The sequence below is a fragment of the Bradyrhizobium sp. URHC0002 genome (assembly GCF_054059515.1).
Genome location: NZ_JBSSCF010000001.1, coordinates 6,484,549 through 6,502,604, shown reverse-complemented (window position 1 = coordinate 6,502,604; position 18,056 = coordinate 6,484,549). Strand labels below are relative to the sequence as shown.

Sequence of the window (18,056 nt, the reverse complement as noted above, 5' to 3'; positions counted from 1 at the left end):
CCGGCTCCGTAGCCCGGGCGAGCGGAGCGACCTCGGGGACTGCTGTCCCGCATATCGCTCCGCTCATGCGCGCTACAACTGCTTCGTCTTAGCCCCGCACCGCGGCCTCGATCTTCGCGACCTCGATCTTCCCCATCGGCATCATGGCCTCGAAGGCGCGCTTGGCGACGTCGCCGCCCTTGGCCATCGCGTCGGTCAGCACGCGCGGCGTGATCTGCCACGAAAGGCCCCACTTGTCCTTGCACCAGCCGCAGGCGCTCTCGACGCCGCCATTGCCGACGATCGCGTTCCAGTAACGGTCGGTTTCTGCCTGGTCGTCGGTCGCGATCTGAAACGAGAAGGCCTCGCTTTGCTTGAACATGTCTCCGCCGTTGAGGCCGATGCACGGCACGCCGCACACGGTGAACAGCACCGTCAGTACCTGGCCAGCCTTGCCGCCGGGAAAGTCGGATGGTGCTTTATGAATGGAGTCGACGCTGCTGTTCGGAAACGTCTTTGCGTAAAACTGTGCGGCTGCTTCGGCGTCGTGATTGTACCAAAGGCAGATCGTGTTCTTGCTCATCGGACGTCTCCTTGATTAGCCGCGCAGGGCGGCGATGACGGCTGGTTCCAGCAAAGGACGTTCGAACGACCGGCGTCCCGACATCACCACCGAGTTTTTTTTATGCGCCCGGCAGGCAGAAAGATCGGAGATTTGTCTGGGTTCCGCTTTATTAAGCCCCGCGGCGTCGTCTCCAGCAAGTCGGCGGTGAGCCAGCCAGCCGTAGCCCGGTTGAGCGCAGCGACACCCGGGACTGCTCCCGCATATCGCTGCGCTCATGCGGGCTACGAACCCCGCTACACCGGCAACACTTCGGCGAAACGTACGTTCGGGTCGGCCAGTGCATCAGTCCGCGATGCTGATATGTGCATCCGTGATGACCTTGGTCCACCGATCGACATCGCTTGCGACGAGCTTTCTAAGGTAGGCCTGCGACTGCTGCTCGGGTGCGGGCGCCACGGCGCCAAGTTTCTCAAGCCGGCCGATCGTGTCCGGGTCAGCCATCGCCTTTGCATAGGCAGCATGGATCTTCTTCACGATGTCGTCGGGCAATCCCTTCGGGGAGAACAATGCCGTCCACGCGTCGGCCTGATAGGCGTTCAGGCCGCTTTCCCCTGACGTGGCGGTGTCTGGAAGCACCTTGGATCGCTGCGGAGAGGCGACGACGAACGCCTTGATGGTGCCAGCCGAGACTTGCGGGGCGACCGTAATCACCTGGTCGCAAGAATAGTCGATGGCTCCGCTGAGCAGATCGTTCATGAGCGGGCCGTTGCCGCGGTAGGGGATTTCGGTGGGCTTGGTTCCGACCAGGGCATTCAGCAGGGTGCAGGTGAGATGAGCGTTGGATCCGACGCCTGAATGACCGACCTTGAAATCAGGGCCCTTCGCCTTCATCAGCCCGATGAATTCGTGGAATGTCGTTGCGGGCAGATCCTTTCGGCCGAAAACCACGATCGGCGCCGAGGCCATCAGGCCGATCGGCTCGAAATCGGTTCGAGGATCGTATTTCCGTTTCTCATACAGCGCATAGGATGACGCATGGGTTCCCATGTGCCCGGTAAGCAGCGTGTAGCCGTCGGGCGCGGCTCTCATGACGCGGATAGAGCCGATGGTACCGCCGGCGCCAGCCACATTTTCGATGATGATCGGCTTGCCCAGGTGCCTGGACATGCCTTCGGCAACAATCCTGGCGATAACGTCGGTAGCGCCGCCTGCCGCAAATGGTACGACCATGGTGATGGCCCGGTTCGGGTAGTCTGTCTGCGCTGATGCCAGCGGGGCCATCAATAGGCTGAATGCCGATGCAACCAGCGTCAGAGCCGTCACCCTTCTCATTCCAGTTCCTCCCTTTATTTTGGTCGACAGACGCGACCGCGCTTATTTGTGGACCAGTGCCTGGCCGACCGGGTGATACTATGTTCGTGGCCATCCTGGCAGACCCATTGTATCGAGAAGGTTGAGATCGTCGGCGGCAATGTCACCATCTTTGCGCGAACGTAGCAGCGCGGATCAGGAGAGATATCGTGAACCTCTACGCAAAACTCCTTGCGCGCGAAGCAGAGCGGCGCCCGATACGGGTTGGATTGATCGGCGCCGGCAAGTTTGGCGCGATGTATCTTCATCAGGCTCCGCGCACGCCTGGCGTTCACATCGTCGGAATCGCCGATCTGTCGCCATCTCGTGCGATCGAGAACCTGAGGCGCGTCGGGTGGGCCGAGGAGCGGTATGGCGCCGCTTCCCTCGATGATGCGCTCAGGAATGGCACGACGCACCTCGCCGACAACTGGGAAGCGCTCGTCAAATTCCACGGCATCGACGTGATTGCCGAGTGCACCGGCAATCCGGTGGCCGCCGTCGAACACTGCCTGGCGGCGTTTTCAGCAGGTAAGCCGATCATCAACGTGACGGTCGAGGCTGACGCGTTCTGCGGCCCGATCCTGGCCCATAAGGCCAGGCAAGCGGGTGTGATTTACAGCCTTGCCTATGGCGATCAACCGGCGTTGGCCTGTGATCTCGTTGATTGGGCGAGGGCATGCGGCTTCCCGGTGGTCGCGGCCGGTCGCGGGCACAAATGGCTGCCGCAATATCGGGAATCGACGCCCGAAACGGTTTGGGATCACTGGGGGCTGACGGCCGAGCAAGCTGCGCGCGGCGGCATGAATCCCAAGATGTTCAATGCCTTCCTCGACGGATCGAAGCCGGCAATCGAATCGGCTGCGATCGCCAATGCGACCGGCCTGGAGGCGCCCTCGCAAGGCCTTGCATTCCCTCCGGGATCAGTGGACGACATTCCCACGCTCATGCGTCCGCGCTCCGAAGGAGGCGTCCTGGAAGCTCGGGGGCAAGTCGAGGTCGTGTCCTGCCTCACCGCCGACGGCGCCCAGATCCCGAACGATATCCGGAAAGGCGTTTGGGTTTGCTTTGAAGGCGACAGTGAGTACATCCGGAATTGTTTCCAGGAGTACAATGTCGTTACGGATCCGTCCGGTCGTTACATGAGTTCCTACAAGAAATGGCACCTGATTGGTCTGGAGCTCGGAATTTCGGTCGCGGCCATTGCGCTTCGCGGTGAACCGACGGGTGTCGCAACATGCTTCAATGCCGACGTGGCAGCGACCGCCAAAAGGAATCTGCGGGTGGGAGATACGCTCGATGGGGAGGGCGGGTACACCGTGTTCGGAAAGCTGACGCCCACCAGCACGTCACTGGCAAAGGGATATCTGCCGTTGGGTCTCGCTCACGATGTGCGATTGATCCGACCGGTAGCCAAGGACTCCTGCATCACCTGGGCCGATGTGGCGATCGACGCTACACTGTCAGCTGTTCGCGTCCGCAAGGAACAGGAGGCGCTCTATTCGTCGGCGGCGGTAGCGAAGCGCGCCTGATGGATTGAATGACCACGGTCGCACGTTTGTTCAACGCGAAAGCGCGCACACGCGCTAGTTTTTCTCCCTACCCAGGGGAGGAAAACCAATGACAGCCACAGCTCTTGCAAAACACGCAACGCCGCTTCGCGATGTGTTCGAACGCTATCATGTCGGCTGGGAGACCAGGAACCCGGATCTGATCGCCTCGCTCCATTCGGAAGACACGGTCTTCCATGTCCATGACGGGTCCGATGCCGTCCACGGGCGGGCGGCCTTGCGGCAGCGCTGCATTGATACCTTCGAAAAGTTCGACTTTTCGTTCGAGATGGGCCGCAGGCTCTACGGCGACGATCACTGGGTCTTCGAATGGACAATGGTCCTTGCGCTCAAGGAGCCCGGCGGCGCGCCGTTCACGGCCAAGGTCGAGATGCTCGATGTCGTGACGCTCAATTCCCGCGGCGAGGTGGTGCGCAAGGACGTCTACATGAACGGTGGTGAAGCTCAGGCCGCGTTCGCCCGGGCCGGGATAAAGCGCTAGCAAGTGCTGGATGCATCCGACGCCGGCCATATCGTGCCGCTTGAGGATTTGCGCCAAACGACAAAGTTGCCGATAGTAGGGAGCCATGCCGTTTCGGGAAACGCCTTTCAGCAGCACGATATTGCCCATCCCGGTCACGCGTCTCGGGGCGCATCCGAATGTTGTCATGGCCGTGCTGGTGGGGCGGGCGGGGCCGATCACGGTCGAGCATACAGGCGTGAGCGTCACGGGTGATGTCCTCCTCGTCCGGCCGGGGATCGTGCACAGCGTTTGGCTCGGTGGGCGAGGTGCTGATGTCGTCTACCTCAACGGACTGACATTTCCGTTCGATGCCCCGTTGGCCGTCGCGCTGAAAGGCTATTTGGAACAGCTGGCGCGCCGATCGATTGGTGGCGATTCCTGCGCGACAGAGGAATTGCGGGAACGGCTCGCGTTCGCAACCAATCCGCTTCCGGCGAAAGTGGCGGAGATCGTACGGGCGATGCAGGCCGATCCAATGCGGCGGGTGTCGCAACACGAACTGGTACGATGCCTCGACATGGAGCGGACGCGGGCGCTGCGCTGCTTCAAGGCGGCGACGGGGCTGACATTTCGCCGGTTCAAGCTGTGGTCAGCGTTGCAGCATGCTGCGCTGAGAATGGCCGAGCGCGAGCTGGTGCGGACGGCAGCGATGGATGCCGGTTTCGCCGATACAGCCCATCTTTCGCGGGTATTCAGCAGCATGTTCGGGCTGTCACCCAGCGTGGCGATTGCAGGGCTCGACGACCGGGAACGGGAATGACGGTGACAGCGCACCTAACTGTTTGGGACGGCCGCAGCGAAAAGCCGCTGAGCGAAGTAGGGTGGAATATTCCGCCGAATCCCTCTCACCCCCAGCCGGGGGTGGGATATCTGACTATGGGGCGGATGGTCATGATCTGGTTGGCTGTTGCTACGGCTTCGAATAAAGCCGTTCATCCCACCACACCGGCTCGGGCAGCGTGTAGGTGATGCTGCTGGCGTCGGGGTGGCCCGGGTTGATTAGAAAGTTGCGTTCCAGGCGCGCCGGGATCGAGGGAACGATCAGCAGTGCCGAACGCTTCTCCTCCGACCAGTCTTGGCCGAACGTCTTGCAGATCGTTTCATTTCGCGAATCCCAGCCCGGATGCGCGGCGGTCTGAAAGACTTCGTAAGTGACGCCGTTTGGGATGGTGATTTCGATGAAGTGCTGGTTGGCGGGCATCACCAGATTGGCGTGCACCAGCTTTTCCAAGAGGGCGGTGGAATAGTGCTCCGAGGTGTAGATAACCGGGCTCGTAGGCGTGTTCCAGCGTCCGGGATACAGGCGGGCGCCTTCGGAGTCATAGATCGGGAAGGCACCGTCCGGGTCCCCGATGCGATAGCATTTCAGGACTCGGTCGGTCTTCTGAACGCTCATACGCCGCCGCTATATGCGGCGCGGCCCATCAGGTTGATCACCGCATCGGCGCCGGGACCGGTCGTCAGGGCCACTTCGAGCGGAGCCTTGTCGTCCAGCATCGGGTGCGGCCGCTCGAGAAACGCGCGGACCTTGGCTTCGTCTCGGAAGACGTCGATCCCGAAGGCGAACACCTTGGCGACGCGTGCAAGACGGTCGCTTTCCGCAGGTGTCAAAAGCTGCTTCTGCTTGCGCCGGCGTTCGAGCGTCGGCTTGGGCACGACCCGATAGGTGAAGCGGCGAATATCGTTCGGGCTGACACGGCCTGCGAATTTGTCCAGCGCCGACACCGGCAAGCCCTTCTCGACGGAATAGGCCAGCGTAAGCGTCGTCTCGGTGTTCTTCGGTTTGACGCCGAGAAGTTCGGCGGCGGTTGCAGCCCGGTAGCTCATGAAGCCTCCGTATCAGGTGAGGCAAATATATGCCTCATATGAGACTACGTCAAGATCCACGTCGCCGCGCCGTCGCGGCTGGCCGAAGCCACACCCAGGGTTAAATGCATCGGCCGGGCCGACGGGCAAATCACTTCTGATTTTCCGAAATCACGTCAAGCCCGGAAATCAAAAATATTCCGCTTTCGTTCCAATCCAAATCAGCTGCACAACTTCGCCCGTCTCACGGTAGATGAGGGGCGCTTCGCGATCGTCACGAACGTGCGGTGAGATGCGGTGGACGCTGAGGGCGCGATAGACGTACGCGCCGGAAGCGTACGGCGAAGTCGTGTGGTTCGGGCGCCGCGGTGCTGGCGCTAAGTTGGCGGTTGCGCATCGATCCAATCGGATCGAGCGCGGTATCCCGCCGACGACGGAGGCAAAAGAGCCGTTCTCCGGGGAGAGCACGAAGTAAGCCGTAAAGCCATTGCGCAGGGAAGGCCGGAGTGTTTCCGCTGCCCTGTATGCTCGTGTGCAGTTTTGTTTGCGCAAATCGCACGCGAGACCGCGGGTGCAGCAAGCACCCGGTCTTCCCTGCGCCCTCTGAACAAGAGGGCGGGAAGTTATCAAGCAAACCTCGGGCGAACGCGCCGCGAGATCGCGAAGCTGTATCCACGTCATTGCGAGCGAAGCGAAGCAATCCACTTCTCTACTTGCGGCGTGATGGATTGCTTCGCTTCGCTCGCAATGACGTGGCGAGACTGCGGTGTACGATGCATGTTCGGCAGTATTAAAAGTCTTGACTTATATAAGTTCATGCCGATATTCATCGCCGGAAAGGACAAGGAGGACGGAATGGAGATCGACGTTGCCAGGGTGCTGGGGCTTGTCACACGCTCGGTGCGCAATTTTGAGAAGGACGGGAAAGCAGCGAGCGCGGTGACGCTGACGCGGCTTTACGACACTGATGTCGACGACCTCTGGGATGCATTGACGAGCAAGGAACGCATCCCGCGCTGGTTTTTGCCGGTCGAGGGAGACCTCCAGTTGGGCGGAAAGTACCAGCTCAAGGGGAATGCGGGCGGGACCATCACGGCGTGTACGCCGCCCAGGCATTTTGCAGCGACGTGGGAATTCGGCGGTGCGACGAGCTGGATCGACGTAGCGCTGGCGGCAGAACGCGAGAGAGCGCGGTTGACGCTGGAGCACACCGCGATCCTCGAGGATCATTGGAACCAGTTCGGTCCAGGCGCGGTCGGGATCGGTTGGGACCTCGCCCTCGCGGGACTTGAGCGGTATCTTGGGACGGGGGCATCCGTCGACCACGACACAGCCGAGGCATGGATGGGCTCTCCAGACGGCAAGGAGTTCATGAGTCAGAGCGGCGAATTTTGGCGTGCGGCGCATGTCGCGAGCGGCGTCGATCCGGCCTCGGCAAAGGAGCGGTCGGACCGGACCATCGCTTTCTTTCGCGGCGAGATCCCGCCTGACATGGCGCACCCGGGCACAGGAAGCTGATGCACCTCTTCGAAGTCCTCGCCGATCCGGTGCGCCGACGCATCCTCGAACTGCTCGGCCCGGGGGAAATGACGTCTGGTGAAGTGGTCGAGGCGATCGGGGCCGAGTTCGGGATCACGCAGGCCGCCGTGTCGCAGCATCTCAAGGTGCTGCGCGAGAGCGGTTTTGCAAAGGTCCGGGCGGACGCGCAAAGACGACTTTATTCGGTGGATGTTGCCGGGCTTCAGGCGGTGGATGCATGGATCGGTCAGTTCAGGAGCTTCTGGGAACCGAAGCTCGATGCGCTGGCGACGGAGATCGCGCGAGGCAAACGGGCGCGGCGAAACGCTCCAATGACCAAACGTACCGGGAAGAGAGCTTAGGTCAGATGGCGCACGAACGTGCGGCAGATCTGCCATTCTGGTCGAGGGGCTGCGGTCCGCTGCCTGTCGTGGCATGTTCGAACGGAATGTTCGAAGGCTTCACTACATTTGCGGATCGGGCGGCATGTCTGACGACTTGAACTGGCTTTCCGCCCGCGAGATGGCGCGGCGCTTCGCCGAGGGTGAGCTGTCGCCGGTTGATGTGCTGGAAGCCACGCTGGCGCAACTGCAGAGGGTCAATCCGGCTCTCAATGCCATCTGCCTGCTGGATGAACCGCTAGCGCGGCGCCTGGCCGCAGCATCGGCGGAACGTTGGCGCAGCGGTACGCCGATCGGGCCGCTCGACGGGGTGCCTGTCGCGATCAAGGACACGGCGCATGTCGCTGGCTGGCCGATGCGCTTCGGCTCCCACGCGACGCCTGCGGCGCCGAGCACGGAGGATACGCCCGGCGTCGCCCGCCTGCGTGAGGCCGGCGCGGTGTTCTTCTGCAAGACATCAACGCCCGAATTCGGCTGGAAGGGCATCACGCACGGCCCGCTGACCGGAATCACGCGCAATCCCTGGGATGTTTCCCGCACGCCCGGCGGCTCCAGCGGCGGCTCGGCGGCCTTGGTGGCGGCCGGCGTCGTACCCCTGGCGACCGGCGGCGATGGCGGCGGCTCCATCCGGATTCCGGCGGCGTTCAGCGGCGTGTTCGGATTGAAGCCGAGCTACGGCGTGGTGCCGAATTTTCCGGGACCAATGGGCACGCTCGCAGTCTATGGCGGCTTGTCGCGCGATGTCGCTGACAGCGCCCTGATGTTGAACGCGCTCACGCGGCCGGACGCGCGTGATTCCTTCGCCATTCCCTATCGCGGCATCGATTATCTCGACGGCATCGACCGCGGCGTGGGGGACATGCGGATCGCATGGTCGCCCGATCTCGGCTTCCCGGTCGCCGATCCGGCTGTCGTGGCCGGGATGCAGCCGGCCATCGACGCGCTGGTGAAGGCTGGTGCTGATGTGCAAAGTGTTTCTCTCGATCTTTCCGGTGCGCAGCCGACGCTGGAAGTGATCTGGGGCGCATCGCATGCCGCATTGGTGCGTGATTTCGACGGTGCGCAACTGGCGGCGCTCGATCCGGGTCTGCTGCGGCTGGTGATATCAGCCCAAAACATTTCCGCGATCCAATTGCAGGCGGCCTATGCCGAGATGCGCGCGCTGAGCCAGAAGATGCAGTTGTTTCACCGGGATTACGATCTCCTGCTGACGCCGACCGTTCCCATCACCGCTTTCGCTGCCGGCGTCGACACGCCCGACGCCGCGCGCTTCCCGCAATGGTTCGATTGGACGCCGTTGACATGGCCGTTCAACCTCACCCGCCAGCCTGCGGCCTCGGTGCCTTGCGGCTTTGTCGAAGGATTGCCGATCGGGTTGCAGATCGTCGGACCGATGTTCAGTGAGCAGAACATCCTGCGGGCGAGCCGCTGCGTCGAGCAGGCCTGCGCCACCGGTGCGCGGCCGGGGCTTGACCGCTGATGGCGCCCGTCAAAATCAATCCTGGTCAAATCCGCGCGTTCAAGGACGCGGACAGCTTCTACACATGGCTCGGCAAGCACCACGACAAGGAAGCCGAAATCTGGATCAAGATCCACAAGGTGGATTCAGGATTGAAATCGATCACGCCGAAGGAGGCCATCGACGTCGTGCTTTGCTGGGGTTGGATCGATGGCCTCCGCAAAGGCTTCGACGACAACAGCTTTCTGCAGCGCTACACGCCGCGCACCGGAAAAAGCATCTGGAGCCAGATCAACGTCGATAATGTCGCGCGGCTGATCAAAGAAGGCCGGATGACCGAACACGGGGTGAGGGAAGTCGATGCGGCCAAATCCGACGGGCGCTGGGCGCGCGCCTATAACAGCAAGGACATGAAGATCCCCGACGATCTCCAGGCTGCGATCGACGCCGAGCCCAAAGCCAAGGCAATGCTGGCGAAGCTCAGTGCGCAGAACCGTTTCGCGCTGGCCTTTCGCACGCACAATATGAAAACCGAAGCCGGACGCACGAAGAAGATCGCGGCCCTTGTCGCGATGCTCAAGCGCGGCGAGACGATCTATCCGCAGGGCAAGAAGTGAGTTTTGCCCGGCACACCATGCCCCGAACTATTACCGAAACTGCGGACAACGATGTACGTAATCCCAGGGAATATCGTAGACGCAGGTGTAACGGAGATCGTCTGATTGCTTGAGCGGCGGAGCCACTGCCACGGGTTCGTCAACCGCGTCAGGTGACAGACCATAGAACACGCCCCCGGTTCCAGGAAAGAAACCGCCTCGGTTATGGTGATGATGCGATCGGGGGAATGACGGGAAAGCCGGGCGAGCCGGAGCAATCCCCGCACCGCGCCCACCTGCCGGATCGGCAAACGCCTCGCTCGCCGCAAGGACAAGCGCGACTACACTGAGAGACGCGATCAACGTCGTTTTATAGGTCATGGTACTCACCCATTGGTAGGTTACTGAGCAGCATTCCCAAAACGCTAAGCCGGACCTTTCGTGCCCGCAAAGGCATACTTAATTATTAGTTAAGACGTAATCTTAACGGGAGGGCGCATTAATCTCAACTCCGCGACATCTTCTCAAACCGCTTGATCAGCCGCTCGCGCTTGAGGCGCGACAGCCGCCTGATCCAGAAAATCCCGTTGAGCTGATCGATCTCGTGCTGGTGGCAGACGGCGCGCAGCCCCTCCGATTCCTCGGTCTGCAGGTTGCCCTCGACGTCGCGATAGCTGATCCGCACCCGCGCATGACGCTCGATCTCGTCATTGACGCCAGGCATCGAGACGCTGCCTTCCTGATGCAGGATCATCTCGGGCGATGCCCAGATGATCTCCGGATTGACGTAGGTCCGTGCGCCATCGGTCGCGTCGAGGTCGAGCACCACGACCCGCAGGGAGATGCCGATGTGCGGCGCGGTGATCCCGATCCCCGGCGCGGCGTGCATGGTCTCCAGCAGGTCGCCGGCGAGGGTGCGCAGCGCGCTGTCAAACATGGTGACGGGTTGTGCCGGGAGCGCCAGCCGAGGGTCGGGATAACGGACGATGGGGCGGATGGTCATGCGGAGATTGCCGCTACGCTTCAGGACGGATCAGCTTGATGTCCTGGTCGGCAGCCCATCCGGCGACATCTTCGCGCTTGAGGGCGGTCGCCATCAGGTCCGGAAACTGGTCGGGCGTGCAGGCGAACACCGGGATGCCGAGGGCGGCGACCTTGGCCGACAAAGCGGGATCATAGGAGGGGCGCCCGGTATCGGTCAGCGCCAGCAGCACGATCACGTTGACGCCACGCACCGACAGCCGGGCCAGCCGGTCGACCAGGGCTTCCGCGTTGCCGCCTTCATAGAGGTCGGTGATCAGGATCAGATGCGCTTTGGTCGGCCGCTCGATCCGCTCTTCGCAATAGGCGACAGCGCGGTTGATGTCGGTGCCGCCGCCGAGCTGGACACCGAACAGCACCTCGACGGGATCGGCGAGCTCCTCGGTCAGGTCGACGATCGCGGTGTCGAAACACACCAGCTTGGTCGCGACCACAGGCAGCGAGGCCATTACGGCCGCAAAGATCGAGGCATAGACGACCGACGTCGCCATCGATCCCGACTGGTCGACGCACAGCACGACTTCTTCGAGATCGACGATGCGCCGCTGCTGACGCAGAAAGCCGATCAGCCGCTCGGGCACCACAGTGCGATGCTCGGCCTGATAGTGGCGGAGATTGGCCTTGATGGTGCGCGGCCAGTCGATATCGGAAAAGCGCGGACGGTTGGTGCGTTGCGACCGGTTCAGCGCGCCGCGGATCGCGTCCGCGGTGCGCCGCTCCAGCCGCTCCATCAGCTCATTGACCACCTTGGCGATCACGATCCGCGCGGTCTCCTTGGTCTTGTCCGGCATCACGCCCCGCAACGAGACCAGGTCGGCGATCAGGTTGACGTCGGCCTCGACGGTGGCGAGGAATTCCGGCTCGATCAGCATCTGGCGCAAGCCCTTGCGCTCGAACGCGTCCTTCTGGATCACCTGCACCACGGGCGCGGGAAAGAATTCGCGGATGTCGCCCAGCCATTTCGCGACGCGCGGGGCCGACCCGCCGAGGCCGCCGCGGCCCTTCTTCGGTGCGTCATCGCCGTCGCCATAAAGCGCAGTGAGCGCGTCGGACATGCGGCGGTCGCTGTCGGACAGGGCAAAGCCGCTCTCGGCATCGGGATCGACACCGAGCGCAAGCGTCCAGCGGCGATTGCGTTCGTCGGTCTCGCTCATCGTGGCCCACCTGAGTTCAGGAGTTCGATCACCCGCGCCTGATGCTTCGGCCAGATCTCGGCTGCGCCCGCGATCAGGCGATAGCCCTTGGCGCCGCCGCCGCGGCGTTCGAACAGCGCGTCCATCAGCCGCCGCCGCTCGGCGGGATCCAGCGCCGAGAAGACCCGTCGGAACAGCGGCAGGTTGGCGGTGAAGGCCTCTTCGTCGAGCGCCATCAGCCAGCCGTCGACCGCGCCGCGCAGCGCCGCATCGTGGATCAGCCGCTGGCCGGCGCCTTCGAAGAATCCCTCGAAGAATCCGGCCGCCTCGGCGACAGGCGTACCCGGCGAGAGCATCCGTGACAGCAGCTCGGAGGCTTGCTCGGCGGTGAGCAGTTCGACCTCATAGAGCAGCCGCGCGGCGGTGCCGGCGACCAGCCGCGTCGCCTGGTTGTCGCGCAGCAGCGCCTGCAGCGCGTCGCGCCAGCCGGCCACCACGTCGGCTTCGAGCTGGGCAAGTTGTATCGCGCTGTCGGCGGCGAGGATCGCGCCGCGCAGTTGGCCCGCCGCAGCCGCATCCAGGTTGCGCGCGGCGTAGGGCAGGGCAAGCGCCGCCTGCACGACGATGCGCGGCATCAGCGAAGCGAGATGCTCGACGGTGCCGGCGCGCGCCTCGCCATAGCGCAGGATGTCGGCCATCGGCGGCAGCGCGGCGAGCAAATCCTGGCAGTCGCTGGTCAGCGCCGCCTTCTCCTCCAGTGCCGCGATGCCGAATTCGGTGGCGCGCGGCAGATCGGCGATCATTGCGTTGCGCACCAGTGTGGCCAGAGGGCCGAGTTCGGCCGCGCCGCGCATCGCTTCCATCAGCCGGCCGCCGGCGGCTTCCGCGATGGTCGAGCCGTAGATCAGCTTCTCGACCAGTTGCACCGCAAATTCGGGTTCCCAGCGCAACTGCCAGTTCTCGCGAAAGGTGCCGCGGCTGCGTCCGGCATCGGTCAGCCGTCCCCAGGGCACGTCGAGCGCGTTCAGCCGGTGCAAGAGGGTCGAGCGCATCAGCCCGCTCTCGCTGCGCAGGTCGAGCGTCAGCGCGCGCTCCAGCGCCTCGGGCTTGAGACGTGTCGCCTTCTGCTGGCGCTGCAGATCCTCGAGCAGCGGCGCGAGCGGCGTGGCGGCGGGGATCGATCCGACGCCTGCGCCGATCAAAAGCTCGGCCGCGACATCGTTCCAGAGCGCGCGCTCGCCGCCGCACAGGCAGGCGATCGCGGCCTCGCGCAATTCCTCGAAGCCGGGCGAGGGGCGGTCGCGAAGCGAGGCCAGCGCGGTGCCCAGCCGCTGCGCTTCGATCACCGAGGCGGTCGAGACGAAATGCCCGCGATCGCGCAGCACATACGCGACCCGGGCAAGCCACACCGCGCCGCGATCGGCTCCGTCGCGCGTCGCCCACAGATGCGCGCACCAGCCGGGCGCGACCACGCCCGCGCCATAGCCGCTGGAGCGCGCCAGCCGCGGCGCGGTCCAGGGCGCCCAGGTCGCCTTGATCTTCGCCTTCGGTCGCCCCTTGAGCAATTCGCGATCGGCCGCGAGGCTGCGACGCTCCGCAAGCGCCGGCACATGCCAGGCGCCGCACACGACCGCGATCGCGCCCTCGCACTCCTTCGCCGTCTTCGCGATCTCGATCCGCATATGCGCCTCGCGCGCGGCTTCGCGGGGCGAGAGGGGCTTGGATTCGGCGCGCAGCGCCGTCATCGCATCGGCAACCGCGGCGAACACAGGACCCGTGGCGGGGTTCTCCTCGATCACGTCGGACCACCAGGATTCGCCATCGTCGTAGCCTGCTGCCATTGCCAGCGCGCCAATCGGATCGCGGCTGATCGGATCGTCGTCGGCGCTCGCTGCCGTCTCGTCCTCGATGCCGCCGCCGGCCACGCCCAATCGGTCCGATGCCGGGAGGTCGATGAAGCGCAACGCTGTACCGTGGCGCACCGCCCAGCGCGCTGCCTGATATTCCGGCGAGTATTCCGCGAAGGGGAAGAAGCTGGCGTTGGCCGGGTTGTCCTCGGCATAGATGAGCAGGGCCACCGGCGTCGCCATGTCGGGATCGGCGAGCATCGGTAATAGCTCCGATGCTTCCGAGGGCCCCTCGATCAGCACCGCCGCCGGCTTGAGATCGTCAAGCGCCTGCACCAGCCGCCGCGCCGATCCCGGCCCGTGGTGGCGAATGCCGAACAGGAATATTTGGCCCGTCATGGTCTCAGATCAGGTCGGTCAACGAGGCGTAATAGCCCTCGAACCCGCGCCGCTTCTTCAGCACGGTCTCGAGATATTCGCCGAGCACCGCGGTATCCTGCACCGGGTCCTTCACGACGGCGCCGAGCATGTTGGCAGCGAGCGTCTCCGGCGTCAGCTTGCCGTCGTTGAAGAACGTCGCCTGGCTGATCCCGCCGACCATTACCGCGATCGCTTCGGCCGTCGAAAGCCCGCCCGAGGGCGACTTGAGCGCCACCTTGCCGTCCTCGGTCGCGCCCGAACGCAGCTCGCGGAAGATCGCCACCACCCGCGCCACTTCGTCGGCGACGTTCTTCGGCGCCGGCAAATCGAGGCTCTGCGCCATCTCGCTGACGCGCTTGACGATGATCTCGACCTCCTGCGCGGCATTGTCGGGCAGCGGCAGCACGACGACGTTGAAGCGGCGCTTCAACGCCGAGGACAGCTCATTGACGCCCTTGTCGCGGTTGTTGGCGGTGGCGATGATATTGAACCCACGCTGCGCATAGACCGCGGTGTTGAGCTCCGGGACCGGCATCATTTTTTCCGAGAGCACGGTGATCAGCGTGTCCTGGACGTCGCTGCCCATCCGCGTCAGCTCCTCGAAACGGCAGAGTTTGCCACCCTCCATCGCGCGCATCAGCGGGGTAGGGACCAGCGCCTCACGGCGCGGGCCGTGTGCGAGCAACTGCGCGTAATTCCAGCCATAGCGGATCTGGTTCTCGTCGGTGCCCGCCGTGCACTGGATGACGAGCGTCGAATCGCCGGTGATCCCTGCGGCGAGATGTTCCGACACCCACGACTTGGCCGTGCCCGGCACGCCGAGCAGCAGCAGTGCGCGATCGGTGGCGAGCGTCGCGATGGCGGTCTCGATCAGCCGCTTGTCGCCGACATATTTCGGCGTGATCATCGTGCCGTCGCCAGCCTTGCCGCCCATCAGGTAGGTCACGACAGACCGAGGCGACAGCGCCCAGCCCGGCGGGCGAGGCCCGCCGTCGCCGGCGGCGAGTGCCTTCAGCTCGGCCGCATAGCTCTCCTCGGCGGGCAACCGTAGTTTCTCGCTCATGGCTTCACTCCATTGTCGTCCAACGCGGCGTTGAGCCGCAGCATGTCGAGGCGCGGGTCGCCCTGCAGCAGCCCTGCGCCGTTCAACCGTTCCAGCGCCTGCCGCGCGGCTGCGCGCGAGGCGATCAGGCCGAGCGCAAAGAGCTCCGTAAGCTCATCGGAAGGCTTTGCATTATCGCGCCGAAGTGCGGCAAGCAGCGCGGTGCCTGCCGGTGCGGTCAGTGGATTTTCCAGCCGCGCGGTGCCGCCCGCGATGGTCTTCGCTACGTCGAAGCTGAAGCCGCGCGTGCGCAAAATCTCCTCGGCGAGTTCAGATCGCTGGCCGGGCGCAAGGCGCGGCGTCAGCGTGGCAAGGAAGACGCTCGCATTGTATTGGCTCGCGGCTTCGGCGGCCTGGGCAACCAGCGAGTCCGTTCCGGTGCGCGCGACCAGGCCGGTCAAGGCAGCATCCGCCTGTCGATCCACGTCCCAGCTCCAGGCGTCGACCAGCTCCTGTGGGGTAAGGGTGAGCGCCCGCGCGAGGGAAGCGATATCGGCGCTCTCGAGCAGCACCGTCCGGCGATGCGCCTGCGCTGGCGTCTTGACGTTCTCGAACTGGATCACGCGCGAGCGGCGCAGCAGGCCCTTCATCTTCACCGAGAAGAAGCCCGCGAGTTCTGCGATGTCCTCGCCAACCGCGGAGCCGCGGCCGAGCCGGGCAAGCAGCGATGCCGCGAGCGCCTTGACCTTCGGCGCGCGATCGTTCGCCGCGATGCCCTCAAGGAAGGGGATATCGGCTTCCGATAATCCAGTCGCCAACAGTGAAAGCAGCGGCAGTCGCACGTCTGCATTCTCGCTGGCCAGTTTTGCTTCCAACACGGTACGCGCCGCTTCGGGATCGTGGCGCCGAAGCTCGGTCAACGCGACCTTGCGCGCCGCCGGCCAAAAGTCCTCCCAATTGTCGGCGGTGAGCCGGTCGCCGGCCTGCCGTCGTACAACGTTGCTGGAGGCCGCGATCCCGGCCCAGTCGCGCCACGGCGCGTAGACGTCCGGCGCATCCTCGTCGTTCGCCGTGGGCATCCATTCGGCGGGATGCGAGGTCCAGCCGCGCGCGGCGAGGAAATCGAGTACCTCGGTCTTGCGCTGCGTCTCCTTGAACGCTGCCAGAATACGGCGCACGAGCGGACGCAACGCCTCCGGCACGGTCGGCAACGCAAGCGCAGGAATATCAGGCAATACGCGCAGATCCGGCGGCGGCTCGGCGGTCACCGCTATGCCGAGAAACTGCCCGGACAGCGCCAGCAGGCGCAACTCCGCTTCGGCAGGCTCAGTGCCAAGCTCGCTACTCCATACCGGAGCAGCGGGCGCGGCGGCCGATCCCATGGTCCAGCGCGTCAGGACCGAACCCATCGCATCGTAGATCGCCTCAGCCATGGCCGCCGATCCGCCCCCAGGAGGTCTGCGTGGCCAAAATCGTGAGCCGGTTGCCGGACCAGATCGCGGCCGTTTGTATCAGATCGGTGCCGCATAACAGGCCATCGGCACTGCCGGCGACCGGCAGCGTGTTCGCGCCATCAGCCGACCGCCACCAGGGATGGCCGGCGTCGTCGAGCGCGATCCGCCCCGTAGGCAGCAGCACCGGAATTTCGAGCGTCCATGGCTCAGCGAGCAGGGGCCCTGTCAGGCTATCCGCGACCGCCGCCTCCGGTGTCGGCCATTCCGCCTCGATCGCATCTTCTGCGCCTTCGCGCGCGACGAGCAAGGCGCGCAGCGGCTGGCGGGACGGATAGAATGCCAGCTCGCCTTGAAACCGTTCGCCCGGCGTAAACACCGACCCGCGGCGGCCCACGCTCGCCGGAAAAAAGTCGAGCAGCATCGCAAAGCGGGGGCCATCATTGTTGAGACCAAGCAGCCATGTGGTCTGCGACACCAATCCGTCACGCCGTGTCTGCACCTGTTCGGCGAGCACTTCCCAGCGCGCGTTCACGCGCAGCGTCTCCGGATTGCTGAGCACAGCCTCGCGCGTTTCCGATGCCGCAACCGCACGCCGGATCTCGGCGTTGCGCGGCGTGGCGCGGAAGGCGCGCGCGAGCAGCACCAGCTTGCCGAGTTCGACCACCGCGCCGCGCGGCCGGTCGCCTGGCGGAAGCGCGAGCAGCCGGCCCGGCAGTTCGTCGATCCGCCCGGCCAATACCGCCGCCTTGCCGTCGACCAGCCGCGCCGCGATCCGCCGGCAGCGCGCGGTCACGTCGTCGACAAAAGCGGAAAGCCCCATGCGCAGTTGATCGCCGATCCATTGTTCGAGCGCGTCGAGTGCATCAAGGATCGCGCGCTCGGTATCCTCGCTTCGCTTGGCCGCCGCAGCTTCACGACGCGCCGCATCCTTCGGGTCCTCGACCTGTTCCGGTTCGGCCTGTTGCGCGGCGCGCAAATCCTTGCCTGCGGCCGGCGCGACATTAGGCGGGGCTTTGGGGGTGCCGGCGCCCGCCCGCCGCCGGCCGAGCCAGTCACTGACCCAGGCAGGCGTGTCGGCCGGGGCGAACGCCATGACCGCTTCCGCCTTCATCCACAACAGAGCGAGCACGTGCTTGCATGGAAATTTCCGCGACGGGCAGGTGCATTTGTTGCCGAAATCGCGCAGATCGGCCATCACGCGATAAGGATTGGCACCGGAGCCCGCGCATTCGCCCCAAACCAGGGCGCCGTCGTGGCTCGCGCCGACCCCCGACCATTTGGCAGGCTTGGCGAGCCCCGCCGCCGCCTTGAGCGAGGATTGGTCGGTGGCGAGTTGCTCGATCGCTTTCAGATCAATCGCCACGCCGTGATC

The 18,056-nt window shown here is 64.5% G+C and carries 17 protein-coding genes; 7 read left to right on the top strand and 10 right to left on the bottom strand.

Annotation, left to right across the window (positions count from 1 at the left end):
• Positions 1-88 precede the first annotated feature (88 nt).
• Together ACVWVY_RS31860 and ACVWVY_RS31855 are read right to left on the bottom strand one after the other, a co-directional pair.
• Entirely contained in the window at positions 89-562 is a 474-nt protein-coding gene (locus ACVWVY_RS31860) for a VOC family protein (RefSeq protein ID WP_456630093.1), read from the bottom strand.
• A 324-nt stretch (positions 563-886) separates the two neighbouring features.
• Complete coding sequence (locus ACVWVY_RS31855) at positions 887-1,876, bottom strand: tripartite tricarboxylate transporter substrate-binding protein (protein ID WP_456630092.1); 990 nt, start codon at positions 1,874-1,876, stop codon at positions 887-889.
• A 188-nt stretch (positions 1,877-2,064) separates the two neighbouring features.
• On the opposite strand from ACVWVY_RS31855, the gene ACVWVY_RS31850 reads away from it, so the two are divergent.
• From ACVWVY_RS31850 to ACVWVY_RS31840, 3 genes are all read left to right on the top strand, one after another.
• Positions 2,065-3,426: an NAD(P)H-dependent oxidoreductase gene (locus ACVWVY_RS31850; RefSeq protein WP_456630091.1), complete on the top strand. Its 1,362-nt coding sequence runs from the start codon at positions 2,065-2,067 to the stop codon at positions 3,424-3,426.
• Positions 3,427-3,514: 88 nt separating this feature from the next.
• Positions 3,515-3,946 carry a nuclear transport factor 2 family protein gene (locus ACVWVY_RS31845; protein ID WP_456630090.1) on the top strand — a complete coding sequence of 144 codons (432 nt, stop codon included), beginning with the start codon at positions 3,515-3,517 and terminating at the stop codon, positions 3,944-3,946.
• 166 nt (positions 3,947-4,112) lie between these two features.
• Positions 4,113-4,727: a helix-turn-helix domain-containing protein gene (locus tag ACVWVY_RS31840; protein WP_456630089.1), complete on the top strand. Its 615-nt coding sequence runs from the start codon at positions 4,113-4,115 to the stop codon at positions 4,725-4,727.
• A gap of 150 nt (positions 4,728-4,877) precedes the next feature.
• On the opposite strand, the gene ACVWVY_RS31835 is transcribed toward ACVWVY_RS31840, so the two are convergent.
• A complete protein-coding gene (locus tag ACVWVY_RS31835) occupies positions 4,878-5,363 on the bottom strand; it encodes an RES family NAD+ phosphorylase (protein WP_456630088.1) in 486 nt (161 codons plus the stop codon).
• Positions 5,360-5,794, bottom strand: a complete 435-nt coding sequence (locus ACVWVY_RS31830) for an antitoxin Xre-like helix-turn-helix domain-containing protein (protein ID WP_456630087.1) — start codon at positions 5,792-5,794, stop codon at positions 5,360-5,362. Before ACVWVY_RS31830 ends, ACVWVY_RS31835 begins: the two co-directional genes overlap by 4 nt.
• An 834-nt stretch (positions 5,795-6,628) precedes the next feature.
• Here ACVWVY_RS31830 and ACVWVY_RS31825 point away from each other — a divergent pair.
• From ACVWVY_RS31825 to ACVWVY_RS31810, 4 genes are all read left to right on the top strand, one after another.
• Positions 6,629-7,291, top strand: a complete 663-nt coding sequence (locus tag ACVWVY_RS31825) for an SRPBCC family protein (protein ID WP_456630086.1) — start codon at positions 6,629-6,631, stop codon at positions 7,289-7,291.
• Positions 7,291-7,653, top strand: coding sequence for an ArsR/SmtB family transcription factor (locus ACVWVY_RS31820; protein ID WP_456630085.1), 363 nt, complete (start codon positions 7,291-7,293; stop codon positions 7,651-7,653). Before ACVWVY_RS31825 ends, ACVWVY_RS31820 begins: the two co-directional genes overlap by 1 nt.
• Positions 7,654-7,777: 124 nt before the next feature.
• On the top strand, positions 7,778-9,172 hold the full coding sequence (locus ACVWVY_RS31815) for an amidase (RefSeq protein ID WP_456630084.1): 1,395 nt from the start codon (positions 7,778-7,780) through the stop codon (positions 9,170-9,172).
• Complete coding sequence (locus tag ACVWVY_RS31810) at positions 9,172-9,768, top strand: YdeI/OmpD-associated family protein (RefSeq protein WP_456630083.1); 597 nt, start codon at positions 9,172-9,174, stop codon at positions 9,766-9,768. The genes ACVWVY_RS31815 and ACVWVY_RS31810 overlap by 1 nt, the downstream gene beginning before the upstream one ends.
• Before the next feature lie 484 nt (positions 9,769-10,252).
• Here the strand turns inward: ACVWVY_RS31810 and ACVWVY_RS31805 are convergent, their stop codons facing one another.
• From ACVWVY_RS31805 to ACVWVY_RS31780, 6 genes are read right to left on the bottom strand one after another with little or no spacing between them, the layout of a single operon-like run.
• Entirely contained in the window at positions 10,253-10,750 is a 498-nt protein-coding gene (locus tag ACVWVY_RS31805; RefSeq protein WP_456630082.1) for a peptide deformylase, read from the bottom strand.
• A gap of 13 nt (positions 10,751-10,763) precedes the next feature.
• Positions 10,764-11,942, bottom strand: coding sequence for a VWA domain-containing protein (locus tag ACVWVY_RS31800; protein WP_456630081.1), 1,179 nt, complete (start codon positions 11,940-11,942; stop codon positions 10,764-10,766).
• Entirely contained in the window at positions 11,939-14,167 is a 2,229-nt protein-coding gene (locus ACVWVY_RS31795) for a DUF5682 family protein (protein ID WP_456630080.1), read from the bottom strand. Before ACVWVY_RS31795 ends, ACVWVY_RS31800 begins: the two co-directional genes overlap by 4 nt.
• A gap of 4 nt (positions 14,168-14,171) precedes the next feature.
• Entirely contained in the window at positions 14,172-15,251 is a 1,080-nt protein-coding gene (locus tag ACVWVY_RS31790) for an ATP-binding protein (RefSeq protein WP_456630079.1), read from the bottom strand.
• On the bottom strand, positions 15,248-16,663 hold the full coding sequence (locus tag ACVWVY_RS31785; protein ID WP_456630078.1) for a DUF5691 domain-containing protein: 1,416 nt from the start codon (positions 16,661-16,663) through the stop codon (positions 15,248-15,250). The genes ACVWVY_RS31790 and ACVWVY_RS31785 overlap by 4 nt, the downstream gene beginning before the upstream one ends.
• Positions 16,656-18,047, bottom strand: coding sequence for an SWIM zinc finger family protein (locus ACVWVY_RS31780; RefSeq protein ID WP_456630077.1), 1,392 nt, complete (start codon positions 18,045-18,047; stop codon positions 16,656-16,658). The genes ACVWVY_RS31785 and ACVWVY_RS31780 overlap by 8 nt, the downstream gene beginning before the upstream one ends.
• Between the last annotated feature and the right edge of the window lie 9 nt (positions 18,048-18,056).